We start from the raw sequence: 11,550 nt of genomic DNA, 5'->3' as shown, positions 1-11,550 counted from the left end.
ACACCCCCGTGCGCATGAAAGCTGCTCCCGCCAAGCCCGCCGTTAGCCTCTCTCCCCACGCCGGCAAGCTGGAGTGGCGCCCGCTGCTGCAATGGCTGCGCGAGGATGGCCTGATCAGCGCCGAAGACGCCGACCAGACCGCACGCCGTTTCGCCGGCGGGCAGAGCGCGCAGCACCCGCTGGTGCGCATCGCGAGCGTCAACCTGGTGCGGCAGGGCACGACCAGGCCGCTCGACATCGAGGCGCTGACCGAATGGCTCGCCGGCCGCTGCGGCCTGCCGTACCTGCGCATCGATCCGCTGCGCGTCGATGTCGGCCGCGTCGCCGAGATCATGTCGATCACCTATGCCGAGCGGCGCCGCGCGTTGCCGCTGACGGTCGGCCTCGCCGAGGTCACGATCGCGACCTGCGAGCCCCTCGACCTGAGCTGGGTGCCCGAGATCGAGGCGCATGCCCGCAAGACCGTGAAGCTCGTCGTCGCGAGTCCGCCCGAGCTGGCGCGCTACACGACCGAGTTCTACACGCTGTCGCGCTCGGTGCGCAACGCGATCAAGACCGGCGAGACCTCGGCGCTGGCGAGCTTCGAGCAGCTCGTCGAGCTCGGCAAGACGAACAAGCAGCTCGATGCGAACGACCAGGGTGTCGTGCAGGTCGTCGACTGGCTCTGGCAGTACGCGTTCGACCAGCGCGCCTCCGACATCCATCTGGAGCCGCGCCGCGAGCGCAGCGTGATTCGTTTTCGGATCGACGGCGTGATGCACACCGTGTACCAGCTGCCGCCCGGCGTGATGAACGCGATGATCGCGCGCATCAAGCTGCTCGGCCGCATGGACGTGGTCGAGAAGCGTCGTCCGCTCGACGGCCGCATCAAGACGCGCAACCCGTCGGGCGACGAGGTCGAGATGCGGCTCTCGACCCTGCCGACCGCGTTCGGCGAGAAGATGGTGATGCGCATCTTCGACCCCGACACGACCGTCAAGTCGATCGACGCACTCGGGTTCGGCAGCCACGACGGCAAGCGCTGGGAGGCGCTCGTCACGCAACCGCACGGCATCATCCTGCTGACCGGGCCGACCGGCTCGGGCAAGACGACGACCCTGTATTCGACGCTGCGGCGCCTCGCCACCGACGAGGTCAACGTCTGCACGATCGAAGACCCGATCGAGATGATCCAGCCGGCACTGAACCAGACCCAGGTGCAGCCGGCGATCGATCTGAACTTCGCCGAGGGCCTGCGCGCGCTGATGCGCCAGGACCCGGACATCATCATGGTCGGCGAGATCCGCGATCTCGAGACCGCCGAGATGGCGATCCAGGCCGCGCTCACCGGCCACCTCGTGTTCAGCACCTTGCACACCAACGACTCGGCCTCGGCGGTGACGCGGCTGATCGACCTCGGCGTTGCGCCGTACCTGATCGGCTCGACGGTGATCGGCGTGCTCGCGCAGCGCCTGGTGCGCACGCTGTGCGCGAGCTGCAAGCAGCCCGACGATGGCGTCACGCGCGAGAAACTCGACGAGATCGTCAAGCCGTGGCGGCTCTCCGGCGCCGTCAAGCCGTACAAGCCGGTCGGTTGCCTCGAGTGCCGCATGACCGGCTATCGCGGCCGCGCCGGACTCTACGAGTTGCTGATGATCGGCGACGCGGCGCGCGCCGCGATCCACCCGGTGACCGATGCGGCGAAGCTGCGCCAGCAGTCGCTTGCCGACGGCCTGCGCCCGCTGCGCCTGGCCGGCGCGATGAAGGTCGCCGAAGGCGTGACGACGCTCGACGAGGTGTTGCGCGCGACGCCGGCCTGGGAAAGTTGAAGCACGGTTTGGCGCCGCGGCCGGTACGCGTAAACCACATCCGCCCGTCCCGGGGCGGGTGCCTAGAATCTGCCGCAACCAAAGGCACGGAGCAAACGTGAAAGTCAAGAGTCAACGCGATTTCGTTTCGGGGCTGATGTTCATCGTCGTCGGCGTGACCTTCGCCGTTGGCGCGACCAACTATTCGATGGGCAGCTCGGCCAAACCGGGGGCAGGTTACTTCCCGCTGATCCTGTCGGTACTGATGGCGATCCTCGGGGCGATCGTGCTGTTCAAGTCGCTGACCATCGAGACCGAGGGCGGGGATCCGATCGGGCACATCGCCTGGCGGCCGCTGACCGTGATCGTCGTGTCGATCGCCGTGTTCGGTCTCGCACTGCCGCGCCTCGGGATGTTCATGACCATCCCGTTGCTGATCGTGATGGTCAGCTTCGCCGGCGACGAGTTCAGCTGGAAGGGCGTGATCGCCAACAGCATCGTGTTGACTGCCGGCTCCTGGGTGATCTTCATCTGGGGCCTGAACCTGACGATCCCGCTGAAGCCTGCCTTCATGGGCGGCTGAGCCGCACCGAACCGCCTACCGGACCCCCTCCAACATGGATCTCCTGCACAACCTCGCGCTCGGTTTCGGCGTCGCCTTCACGCTGCAGAACCTGCTCTATGCGTTCTTCGGCTGCGTGCTCGGCACGCTGATCGGCGTGCTGCCCGGCCTCGGGCCGGTCGCGACGATCGCGATGCTGCTGCCCTCGATCTACGCGCTCGACGCGACGCCGGCGCTGATCATGCTCGCCGGCATCTACTACGGCGCGCAATACGGCGGCTCGACCACCGCGATCCTGATCAACGTGCCGGGCGAATCGTCGTCGGTCGTCACGGCGATCGACGGCTACGCGATGGCGCGCAAGGGGCGCGCGGGTTCGGCGCTCGCCGCCGCCGGGCTCGGCTCGTTCTTCGCGGGTTGCGTGGGCACGGTCATCATCGCGGCATTCGCGCCGCCGCTGACCGAGCTCGCGTTCAAGTTCGGCCCGGCCGAGTACTTCTCGCTGATGGTGCTGGGCCTGATCGGCGCCGTCGTGCTGGCATCGGGCTCGCTGATCAAGGCGATCGCGATGATCATCCTCGGCCTGCTGCTGGCGCAGATCAACACCGACGTGATCTCGGGCACCGCGCGCTACAGCTTCGACATCCCCGAACTGACCGACGGCATCGGTTTCGTCGTGATCGCGATGGGCGTGTTCGGCTTCGGCGAGATCATCTCCAACCTCGGCCAGCCCGCCGAGCACCGCGAGGTCTTCACGAAAGACGTGAAGGGCCTGTGGCCGACCAAGCAGGACTTCCACGACGCCTGGCCCGCCGTGATGCGCGGCACCGCGCTCGGCTCGATCCTGGGCGTGCTGCCGGGCGGCGGCGCGCTGCTGGCCTCGTTCGCGGCCTACACGCTCGAGAAGAAGATGAAGGGGCGCCCCGGCGACGTGCCCTTCGGCAAGGGCAACATCCGCGGCGTCGCGGGCCCCGAGTCGGCCAACAACGCCGGCGCGCAGACCTCGTTCATCCCGATGCTGACCCTGGGCATCCCGCCGAACGCGGTGATGGCGCTGATGGTCGGCGCGATGACGATCAAGGGCATCCAGCCCGGCCCGCAGGTGATGACGAGCAATCCGCAGCTGTTCTGGGGCCTGATCGCCTCGATGTGGGTCGGCAATGCGATGCTGGTGATCCTGAACCTGCCGCTGATCGGCATCTGGATCAAGCTCTTGACCGTGCCGTACAAGTTCCTGTTTCCGGCCATCACGCTGTTCTGCTGCATCGGCGTCTACACGCTGAACAACAACACCTTCGACGTCTACCTGACCGCGCTCTTCGCGCTCATCGGCTACGCGTTCCACAAGCTCAGCTGCGAGGGCGCCCCGTTGCTGCTCGGATTCATCCTCGGGCCGATGATGGAGGAGAACCTGCGCCGCGCGCTGCTGCTGTCGCGCGGCGACTGGACCGCGTTCATCACGCGCCCGCTGTCGGCCGGGCTGCTCGCCGCGGCGGTGCTGATGATCGTCGTCGTGATGCTGCCGTCGATCAGCAAGAAGCGCGAGGCGACCTTCCAGGAAGAGCTGTAGTCGATGCACGCTTCCTTCGACTGGACCCGCGGCTACCCGAGCCAGCGACTGCCGATCTTCGGCCGCAACGTCGTCTCGACCTCGCACCCGCAGGCCGCGCAGGCGGGCCTGCGGATGCTGCAGAACGGCGGCAACGCGGTCGATGCCGCGATCGCCACGGCGGCGGCGATGACGATCCTCGAGCCGGTCAGCAACGGCCTCGGGTCGGACGCCTTCTGCCTGCTCTGGGACGGCAAGACCCTGCACGGCCTGAACGCCTCCGGTCGCGCGCCGCAGGCCTGGACACCCGAGTACTTCACGCGCAAGCACGGTGCCGATGCACGCACGCCGCCGATGCGCGGCTGGGACAGCGCAACCGTGCCCGGCGCGGTGGCGGGCTGGGTCGCGATGAGCGAGCGCTTCGGCAAGCTGCCGTTCGCCGACCTGCTGGCGCCGGCGATCGAGATCGCCGAGCGCGGCTACGCGGTGCCGGTCGTCGTGCAGCAGAAGTGGGCCGCGGCGGTGCCGCTGCTCGAGCGTCAGCCCGGCTTCGCGCAGGCCTTCATGCCGCGCGGGCGCGCGCCCAACATCGGCGAGCTGTTCTGCTTTGCCGATGCAGCGCGCTCGCTGCGGCTGATCGCCGAGACCCGGGGCTCGGCCTACTACGGCGGCGAGATTGCGCAGGCCGCTGCCGCGCATGCGCGTGCGAACGGCGGCGCGATCACGGCCGACGACTTCGCCGCCTACCGCCCCGAGTGGGTCGCGCCGATCGGCATGGACTACCCTGGCGCGGACGGCGCCAGCTACCGCATGCACGAGATCCCGCCGAACGGGCAGGGCATCGCCGCGCTGATCGCGCTGGGCATCGTGAAGAACTTCGACATCGCCTCGATGCCGGTCGACGGCGTCGCCTCGCAGCACCTGCAGATCGAGGCGATGAAGCTTGCATTCGCCGACACCTACCGCTTCGTCGCCGAGCCGGCGAGCATGGAAGTGACGAGCGCGCAGCTGCTCGACCCGGCCTACCTCGCCTCGCGCGCGAAGCTGATCGACATGCAGCGGGCGCAGGACTTCGGCCACGGCAACCCGGTCAAGGGCGGCACCATTTACCTGAGCGCGGCCGACGAGAGCGGGATGATGGTCAGCTTCATCCAGAGCAACTACATGGGCTTCGGCTCCGGCGTCGTCGTGCCGGGCTATGGGCTGGCGATGCAGAACCGCGGTCACGCGTTCAGCCTGGTCGAGGGCAGCCCGAACCTCGTCGCGCCGGGCAAGCGGCCGTTCCACACGATCATCCCGGCGTTCCTGACCCGGGGCGAGGGCGACGCCAGAGAAGCGGTGATGAGCTTCGGCGTGATGGGCGCGAACATGCAGCCGCAAGGGCACCTGCAGACACTCGTGCGCATGCTCGGCTACGGCCAGAATCCGCAGGCCGCGTGCGACGCGCCGCGCTGGCGCTTCAACGCCGGGCTCGAGATCAACGTCGAGGCCGCGATGAACCCCGCGACCCAGAGCGGCCTGCAGGCACTCGGCCACCGCGTCGAGGTGATGGAAGAGAGCTACCAGGATTTCGGCGCCGGCCAGTTCATCTGGCGCCTCGGCGACCCGGCCGTCGAAGGCTACGTGGCCGCGAGCGATCCGCGCCGCGACGGGCAGGCGGTCGCGTACTGAGCATGGAGCCGCGCTCGCTCGGCTGGCGCACCGACCTGATCTTTGCGCGCTTCGACGGCGAAGTGACAGCACACGCCGACCACATGGTCGTGCGCACGCCGGGCAATCCGACCTACTGGTGGGGCAACTACCTGCTGTTCGGCGCGGCGCCCCGCGAGGGCGATGCGCCGACCTGGCTCGCGCGCTTCGAGGCCGAGATCGCGGCGAAGCAGCCCGAGTCGCGCCACATCACGTTCGGCATCGACCACGGCGAGGCATTCGATCTGCCGGCCGACTTTGCCCGGGCCGGGTTCACCCAGTACACGTCGACCGTGCTGACGATGCACCGCGATCAGCTGCGAGCGCCGCGCGCCGCGTTGCGCGGCGAGTTCCGCATCGACGCGCTGCGCTCGCCCGCGCAGCGAGCCGAGGCCGTCGAGCTCCAGGTCGCCAGCGACGCGGATCGTTCGGAGTCTGCAGCCGAGTACCGCGTGTTCCGGCAGCGCCAGATGATGCGGTACGAGGCGATGGAAGCGGCAGGGATGGGCCACTGGTTCGGCGTCTTCGCGCGCGCCGACGACGGCGCCGAACGCCTGGTTGCCGATTGCGGCCTGTTCCGCGCGCCGGGCCAGGCGCTCGGCCGTTTCCAGCATGTCGAGACGCATCCGGCCTGGCGCCGCCGCGGCCTGTGCTCGGCGCTGATCCATGCGGTGTGCCGGCACGGCTTCGACGCGATGAAGCTGGACACGCTGGTGATCGTCGCCGACCCGGGCGACGTGGCCATCGGCCTTTACGAATCGCTCGGCTTTCAGCGCGGCGCGAGCACCTGGCAGCTGGAGAAGGCGCCGCCGCGTCCGGCCTGAGCTCGAAGCGCGAAAGGCCTCGGGCGCACGCCGCTGCGCGAACGCGAGGCGCTCCGTAGAATCCAGCGCAATGTCTTCTTCCGTCACCACGGCAGGCCGCGTCGCTGCCGTCCCCGCCCGCGCGGTCTGGCCGGGCCTCCTGCTCGCGTCGCTCGGCGCGATCGCGTTCTCCGGCAAGGCGATCATCGTCAAGCTGGCCTATCGGCACGGCGTCGACGCGGTCACGCTGATCACCTACCGGATGCTGTTCGCGCTGCCGCTGTTCATGCTGCTGGCGATGTGGGCGGGCCGTGGCAAGCCGGCGCTGACGAAGCGCGACTGGATCGTCGTCATCGGTCTGGGCTTCACCGGCTACTACCTTGCGAGCTTTCTCGACTTCGCGGGCCTGGCCTACATCACCGCCAGCTTCGAGCGCCTGATCCTGTATCTGAACCCGACGCTGGTGCTGGCGATGGGCGTGCTGCTGTTCAAGCGCAAGGTCACGCGCCGGCAGCTGATCGCGCTCGGCGTCAGCTACTGCGGCGTGCTCTTGGTTTTCGGCCACGAGCTCACGTCGCTGGGATCGAACGCGGCGCTCGGCGCGGCGCTGGTCTTCGCCAGCGCGGTGAGCTATGCGATCTACCTCGTCTACAGCGGCGAGGAGGTCAAGCGCCTCGGTGCGCTGCGCCTGACGGGCCTCGCAACGACCGTCGCCTGCCTGTTCTGCATCGTGCAGTTCCTGCTGCTGCGGCCGATCGGCGCGCTCGCGGTCGCGCCCGAGGTGATCTGGCTCTCGGTGCTGAACGCGACGCTGTGCACCTTCGCGCCGGTGCTGATGGTGATGATGGCGATCGAGCGCATCGGCGCGACGCTCGCGGCGCAGACCGGGATGATCGGCCCGCTGTCGACGATCCTGATGGGCGTGGTGATTCTCGGCGAGCCGTTCACGGTCTGGATCGCGGCCGGTACGCTGCTGGTACTCGCGGGCATCTGGCTGCTCGCCAAATGGAGATAGGCATGGATCTGGGCATCAAGGGCAAGTGGGCACTGGTCTGCGCGGCGAGCAAGGGCCTCGGCAAGGGCTGCGCGAGCGCGCTGGTGCGCGAGGGCGTCAACGTCGTGATCACCGCGCGCGGCGCCGAGGCACTGGAAGCGACCGCGGCCGAACTGCGTGCGCTGAAAGGCGGCGAGGTGCGCAGCGTCGCCGGCGACATCACGACCGCCGAGGGCCGCGCCCTGGCGCTCGCGGCGTGCCCGCAGGTCGACATCCTCGTCAACAACGCCGGCGGCCCGCCGCCCGGGGATTTTCGCGAGTGGGACCGCGAGGCCTGGATCAAGGCCCTCGACGCCAACATGCTGACGCCGATCGAACTGATGAAGGCCACGGTCGATGCGATGGCCGCGCGTGGCTATGGCCGCGTCGTCAATATCACCTCGGGCGCGGTGAAGGCGCCGATCGGCGTGCTCGGCCTGAGCAACGGCGCGCGCTCGGGCCTCACCGGCTTTGTCGCCGGGCTGGCGCGCAGCGGCATCGCGGCCAAGGGCGTGACGATCAACGGGCTGCTGCCCGGCGCGTTCGACACCGAGCGCCTGCGCACGACCTTGCGCGCCGGTGCGGCGAAGGTCGGGCAGGATCCCGATGCGGCCTGGAAGGCGCGCGAGCAGGCGATCCCTGCGCGGCGCTTCGGCAATGCCGAGGAGTTCGGCGCGGTGTGCGCGTTTCTGTGCAGCGTGCAGGCGGGGTATCTGACGGGGCAGAACGTCTTGCTGGATGGCGGGGCGTATCCGGGGACGTTCTGAGCCCGGGTGGGTTGTCGACCGAGGTCAGGGACCGGCGAAGAGAGTTGTCGCGTTCCTGAACTGTCAATTTGTTGGCACTGTTTGAACCGCGGTTCTCCGTTCGTCGGGCGTCTACGGCCGCCAGTCGGTTCCCGCCTGCCGGCGCGTTCCGCCCACGTTTTGATTCCGATCTAATCCGACCGACGAACAATCTTCGGCATCGGTCACCATGTCATTCAAACCTCGATCGCGCGGATTCACCCTCATCGAGTTGATGATCACGGTTGCGATCGTGGCTGTCCTGGCCGCGGTGGCCTATCCCGCCTACTGGGGCCAGATCCGCAAGGCGAATCGGTCGGCGGCGCAGCAGTTCATGAGCGATGCGGCGAGCCGCGAACAGCAGATTCTTCTCGATCTGCGCGGCTATGCGCCGGTGGCTTCCACCTCGAACAACGGCAACTTCCCGAACGCACCGACCTCGGTTTGCGGCACGCCGGGGACGGCGGGCTTGGGGCTTACCACGCCTTCCGCGGTGACTGCAAACTACACGTTTGGCGTCGCGTGCGACAACGCTGCCACGCCTCCCTCATTCACCGTGACAGGTACGCCGATCGCCGGCACGAGACAGGCGAGTGACGGCGCGCTGACGCTTTCGTCGAACGGGGCAAAGACGCGCGCTGGCGTCAATGGCTGGTGATCCAGATGCGACACGTTGATCGGCACCTGTCGCGCGGCTTCACGCTGGTGGAAATGATGGTGACCGTCGTGGTCATGGTCGTACTGCTCGGAGTGGCCGTGCCGTCCTTCCGCCAGATGATCGCGAATCAGCGCGTCAAGACGGCTTCGTTCGACCTCTATTCGGCGCTCAGCTACGCACGCAGCGAAGCGATCAAGCGCAACGCGACCGTCACGGTGAAGGCCGGGGAATCGGTTGACGGCGCGTGGACGACCGGCTGGCGAATCGAGGATGCGTCCAGCAATTTGCTGCGAAGCTGGGGTGCCATCTCCAACTTGACCGTGAGCAACACCGCGACCGGCAACGCGACCGTCCTGACCTTCAACAGCGACGGTCGCCTGACCACTGCCGCGGCGCCAAAGCTGCAGATCCAGCCGTCGGTATCGGTCGCCGGCGTCTCGTCGCGCTGCGTTCAGATCAGCCTCAGCGGGCGCCCGACCGCGCAGACAGGGAGTTGCCCATGAGCGCGACCGCTCCGATGGCCCGGCAATCGGGCTTCTCGATGATCGAGGTGCTGGTCACGCTGGTGATTCTCCTGCTCGGTCTTCTCGGGCTCGTGGGCCTGCAGAGTCGCGCGCAGGTGGGCGAAACCGAGTCGTACCAAAGGACGCAGGCGCTGATCCTCCTGCGCGACATGGCCGACCGGATCAATGCCAATCGCGCGATCTCTTTGCCGATGGCGTCGACGGCTTACATCACGGGAACGACCGTACCGCTCGGAACGGCTTCGACCAAGGACTGTTCTGCGCCAGCGACCGTTGCGGATGTCGACCTCTGCGAATGGGATGCCGCGTTGAAGGGTGCCGCCGAAGTCTCGGGCGGTGTCAGTGTCGGCGCCATGATCGGTGCGCGCGGCTGCGTGACGGACGTGAGCCCCGTCAGCTCAACGACGAAGCAGTATCTGATCGAGGTCGTCTGGCAGGGGCTCGCCTCGTCTGCGAGCCCGCCTACCTCTTCGGTGTGCGGAAGCGGCGCGTATGGCACGGAGTCGCTCGGGCTGCGACGTTCCGTGACGACCGTCTTGCTGGTCGGAAATCTGGGTCTGTCGTGATGAACATGCTCACCAAGTCACAGCTCGGGTGTCGCGCGCTTCGTTTCGCCGATCGAAGGTCGCCCATCCGCATGCCAGGGAGGCGCTCGCGGCTGACGACCTCGCCGGGTTTCACGCTGGTCGAGTTGATGGTGTCGATCGCGCTCGGCCTGATCGTCCTGGCGGGACTGGTCACGATGTTCGCGAACACCAGCGTCGCACGCGGCGAGATCGACAAGGCGAGTCGACAGATCGAGAACGGACGCTATGCGTTGCACGTGCTCGCCGACGACATAGCGCATGCTGGATATTTTGGTCCTTTGTCGACTGCACCGACATCGGCGGCGATTCCCGACCCGTGCCTGACCGCTTCGACCACGAATGGCGCCAACGGCAATGGGCTCGGCGTGGCAATACAGGGATACGCGGGGGCCTCCGCAGACCCGACGTTGCCCAGCGGCTGCCTGCTCGGCTACAAGCCCAACACCGCAGTCCTGGTCGTGCGCCGCGCGGGGACAAGCACCTCCGGCGGAGCGGCAATCACGGCCAACGAGTTCAACATTCAGGTGAGCGGCTGCGCTGGTGAAGCCGCCTACATCGTGGGAACGGTGCTGGCCGATTTCACTTTGCACAAGAACAACAACCATTGCCCTCTTCCGCTCTCCTCGGCGACGTCGGGTGCGGCTGATATCTGGCCGCTCTACGTTCGCATCTACTACATCACGACCTGCAGCAACCTGGACGATTGCACCGCGTCCGGCGCCGATACGGTGCCGACGCTGAGACGTGTCGACGTGAAGCCTGGTGGTTCCGTGGTCACTCCCATCGTCGATGGGATCGAGAACCTGCAGGTTCAGTACGGGCTCGACACCACGGGGGACGGGTCCACCGACTCCTATACCGACACGCCGCCGACGACCGCGGCGGCATGGGCCGACGTTGTTGGCCTGCGTGTCTACCTCCTGTCGCGCAACAACGACGCCACGGGCGGCTACGTCGACAGCAAGACGTACGCGATGGGCCCCGTCAGCGTCACGCCCGGCGGCGCATTCAAGCGTCACGCCTACAACGAGGTCGTTCGCATCAACAACGTGGCAGGACGCAGAGAATGAAGATCCCGAAGAAAACTGGTCACCGCCTGCAGACGGGTTCGACCTTGACGATCAGCATGATCATGCTGGTTCTCTTGACCTTGTTTGTCCTGTCGGCGATCAACTCCGGGTTGATCAACCTGCGCATCGCCGGAAACACCCAGGCGCAGGACGAAGCCCGAGCCGCCGCGCAGCAGGCGATCGAAGGCGTTGTCAGTTCGTACGCCAACTTCTATCCCACCCCCGCGGCTGCGGTGACGACGAACATCTCGATCAACAACGACCCGTCGGGCAACTACAGCGTCACGCGAACCGTGCCGGTGTGCAAAAGCGCGCGGCAGCAGATTCCGGCCCGAATGATCGCGTGCGTGAACGGGTTCCGTGCGCCGCTCTATTGCTGGGACACGCTGTGGGAGGTCTCGGCCACGGCCACCAACACGAAGACGGGCGTCTCGCAGTCCGTGACCCAAGGGGTCAAGATCGTGTTCCCGCCGCAGTTCGATCCGGCCAGTTGCTAAGCGCCT

General features: G+C 67.4%; 12 protein-coding genes. All 12 read left to right on the top strand.

Annotation, left to right across the window (positions count from 1 at the left end; all coding sequences use genetic code 11):
* The first annotated feature begins 14 nt into the window (after positions 1 to 14).
* Entirely contained in the window at positions 15 to 1,808 is a 1,794-nt protein-coding gene (locus AC1DTW_RS16535; protein ID WP_477982355.1) for a GspE/PulE family protein, read from the top strand.
* Between the two features lie 97 nt (positions 1,809 to 1,905).
* The gene (locus tag AC1DTW_RS16530) at positions 1,906 to 2,370 is read left to right on the top strand and encodes a tripartite tricarboxylate transporter TctB family protein (RefSeq protein WP_477982354.1); all 465 of its coding nucleotides are present in this window, start codon (positions 1,906 to 1,908) and stop codon (positions 2,368 to 2,370) included.
* A 34-nt stretch (positions 2,371 to 2,404) separates the two neighbouring features.
* The gene (locus AC1DTW_RS16525; protein WP_477982353.1) at positions 2,405 to 3,919 is read left to right on the top strand and encodes a tripartite tricarboxylate transporter permease; all 1,515 of its coding nucleotides are present in this window, start codon (positions 2,405 to 2,407) and stop codon (positions 3,917 to 3,919) included.
* 3 nt (positions 3,920 to 3,922) lie between these two features.
* Positions 3,923 to 5,569 (top strand): gamma-glutamyltransferase family protein, encoded by a 1,647-nt coding sequence (locus AC1DTW_RS16520; protein ID WP_477982352.1) that lies wholly within the window; start codon positions 3,923 to 3,925, stop codon positions 5,567 to 5,569.
* Between the two features lie 2 nt (positions 5,570 to 5,571).
* The gene (locus AC1DTW_RS16515; protein WP_477982351.1) at positions 5,572 to 6,411 is read left to right on the top strand and encodes a GNAT family N-acetyltransferase; all 840 of its coding nucleotides are present in this window, start codon (positions 5,572 to 5,574) and stop codon (positions 6,409 to 6,411) included.
* A gap of 70 nt (positions 6,412 to 6,481) precedes the next feature.
* Entirely contained in the window at positions 6,482 to 7,405 is a 924-nt protein-coding gene (locus tag AC1DTW_RS16510) for a DMT family transporter (RefSeq protein ID WP_477982349.1), read from the top strand.
* Positions 7,406 to 7,407: 2 nt separating this feature from the next.
* On the top strand, positions 7,408 to 8,190 hold the full coding sequence (locus tag AC1DTW_RS16505; RefSeq protein ID WP_477982348.1) for an SDR family oxidoreductase: 783 nt from the start codon (positions 7,408 to 7,410) through the stop codon (positions 8,188 to 8,190).
* Positions 8,191 to 8,398: 208 nt separating this feature from the next.
* Complete coding sequence (locus tag AC1DTW_RS16500) at positions 8,399 to 8,866, top strand: type IV pilin protein (protein WP_477982347.1); 468 nt, start codon at positions 8,399 to 8,401, stop codon at positions 8,864 to 8,866.
* A 5-nt stretch (positions 8,867 to 8,871) separates the two neighbouring features.
* A complete protein-coding gene (locus AC1DTW_RS16495) occupies positions 8,872 to 9,369 on the top strand; it encodes a GspH/FimT family pseudopilin (RefSeq protein ID WP_477982346.1) in 498 nt (165 codons plus the stop codon).
* The gene (pilV, locus tag AC1DTW_RS16490; RefSeq protein WP_477982345.1) at positions 9,366 to 9,956 is read left to right on the top strand and encodes a type IV pilus modification protein PilV; all 591 of its coding nucleotides are present in this window, start codon (positions 9,366 to 9,368) and stop codon (positions 9,954 to 9,956) included. The genes AC1DTW_RS16495 and pilV overlap by 4 nt, the downstream gene beginning before the upstream one ends.
* Positions 9,956 to 11,047, top strand: coding sequence for a PilW family protein (locus tag AC1DTW_RS16485; RefSeq protein WP_477982344.1), 1,092 nt, complete (start codon positions 9,956 to 9,958; stop codon positions 11,045 to 11,047). The genes pilV and AC1DTW_RS16485 overlap by 1 nt, the downstream gene beginning before the upstream one ends.
* Positions 11,044 to 11,544: a pilus assembly PilX family protein gene (locus AC1DTW_RS16480; protein WP_477982343.1), complete on the top strand. Its 501-nt coding sequence runs from the start codon at positions 11,044 to 11,046 to the stop codon at positions 11,542 to 11,544. Before AC1DTW_RS16485 ends, AC1DTW_RS16480 begins: the two co-directional genes overlap by 4 nt.
* Positions 11,545 to 11,550 lie beyond the last annotated feature (6 nt).

The sequence above is a fragment of the Rhizobacter sp. P5_A1 genome, from assembly GCF_056400745.1.
Note: the sequence above shows the minus strand (reverse complement) of the source record. Positions and strands in the feature narration are given on the sequence as shown.

Bases quoted from the DNA above. Each gene is read 5' to 3' on its own strand.
- AC1DTW_RS16535 (WP_477982355.1), top strand. From the start codon at position 15: ATGAAAGCTGCTCCCGCCAAGCCCGCCGTTAGCCTCTCTCCCCACGCC.
- AC1DTW_RS16525 (WP_477982353.1), top strand. From the start codon at position 2,405: ATGGATCTCCTGCACAACCTCGCGCTCGGTTTCGGCGTCGCCTTCACG.
- AC1DTW_RS16520 (WP_477982352.1), top strand. From the start codon at position 3,923: ATGCACGCTTCCTTCGACTGGACCCGCGGCTACCCGAGCCAGCGACTG.
- AC1DTW_RS16515 (WP_477982351.1), top strand. From the start codon at position 5,572: ATGGAGCCGCGCTCGCTCGGCTGGCGCACCGACCTGATCTTTGCGCGC.
- AC1DTW_RS16510 (WP_477982349.1), top strand. From the start codon at position 6,482: ATGTCTTCTTCCGTCACCACGGCAGGCCGCGTCGCTGCCGTCCCCGCC.
- AC1DTW_RS16505 (WP_477982348.1), top strand. From the start codon at position 7,408: ATGGATCTGGGCATCAAGGGCAAGTGGGCACTGGTCTGCGCGGCGAGC.
- AC1DTW_RS16500 (WP_477982347.1), top strand. From the start codon at position 8,399: ATGTCATTCAAACCTCGATCGCGCGGATTCACCCTCATCGAGTTGATG.
- AC1DTW_RS16495 (WP_477982346.1), top strand. From the start codon at position 8,872: ATGCGACACGTTGATCGGCACCTGTCGCGCGGCTTCACGCTGGTGGAA.
- pilV (WP_477982345.1), top strand. From the start codon at position 9,366: ATGAGCGCGACCGCTCCGATGGCCCGGCAATCGGGCTTCTCGATGATC.
- AC1DTW_RS16485 (WP_477982344.1), top strand. From the start codon at position 9,956: ATGAACATGCTCACCAAGTCACAGCTCGGGTGTCGCGCGCTTCGTTTC.
- AC1DTW_RS16480 (WP_477982343.1), top strand. From the start codon at position 11,044: ATGAAGATCCCGAAGAAAACTGGTCACCGCCTGCAGACGGGTTCGACC.